The 398-nt window shown below is 38.4% G+C and carries 1 rRNA gene; it reads left to right on the top strand.

The annotated features are described in order from the left end of the window. Positions 1–108: 108 nt before the first annotated feature. A 5S ribosomal RNA gene (gene rrf / locus FW757_RS23225) occupies positions 109–223 on the top strand. The last annotated feature ends 175 nt before the right edge of the window (positions 224–398 follow it).

Here is a 398-nt window from a genome sequence, read left to right as displayed (position 1 = left end):
GATGATAGTGTAGCATTTGCTATGTGAAAGTAGGACATTGCCAGGCTCCAAATTTAGTCGAAGGACTTAAAACTTAATAATTAAAATAAGAAAATTGAAAAGAATTTTCTTGGTAACAATAGCGTTTTGGACCCACCTGACCCCATGCCGAACTCAGTAGTGAAACGAAACAGCGCCGATGATAGTGTAGCATTTGCTATGTGAAAGTAGGACATTGCCAGGATCTAATTAAAGAAAGCCCGACTAGCAATAGTCGGGCTTTTTTACGTTTGCAGGAAAGTGATTTAGCAGTGAGTTAGCAAGGATTATGTTGGCGGGAAAAGGCTGCGCCAATCATTTACTCTTATACGTATAATACCAATCGACTTAAATATTTAACCATTCTAGCGAGCTAAATA

Source organism: Pseudoalteromonas sp. 1181_04, from assembly GCF_052850545.1.
Note: the sequence above shows the minus strand (reverse complement) of the source record. Positions and strands in the feature narration are given on the sequence as shown.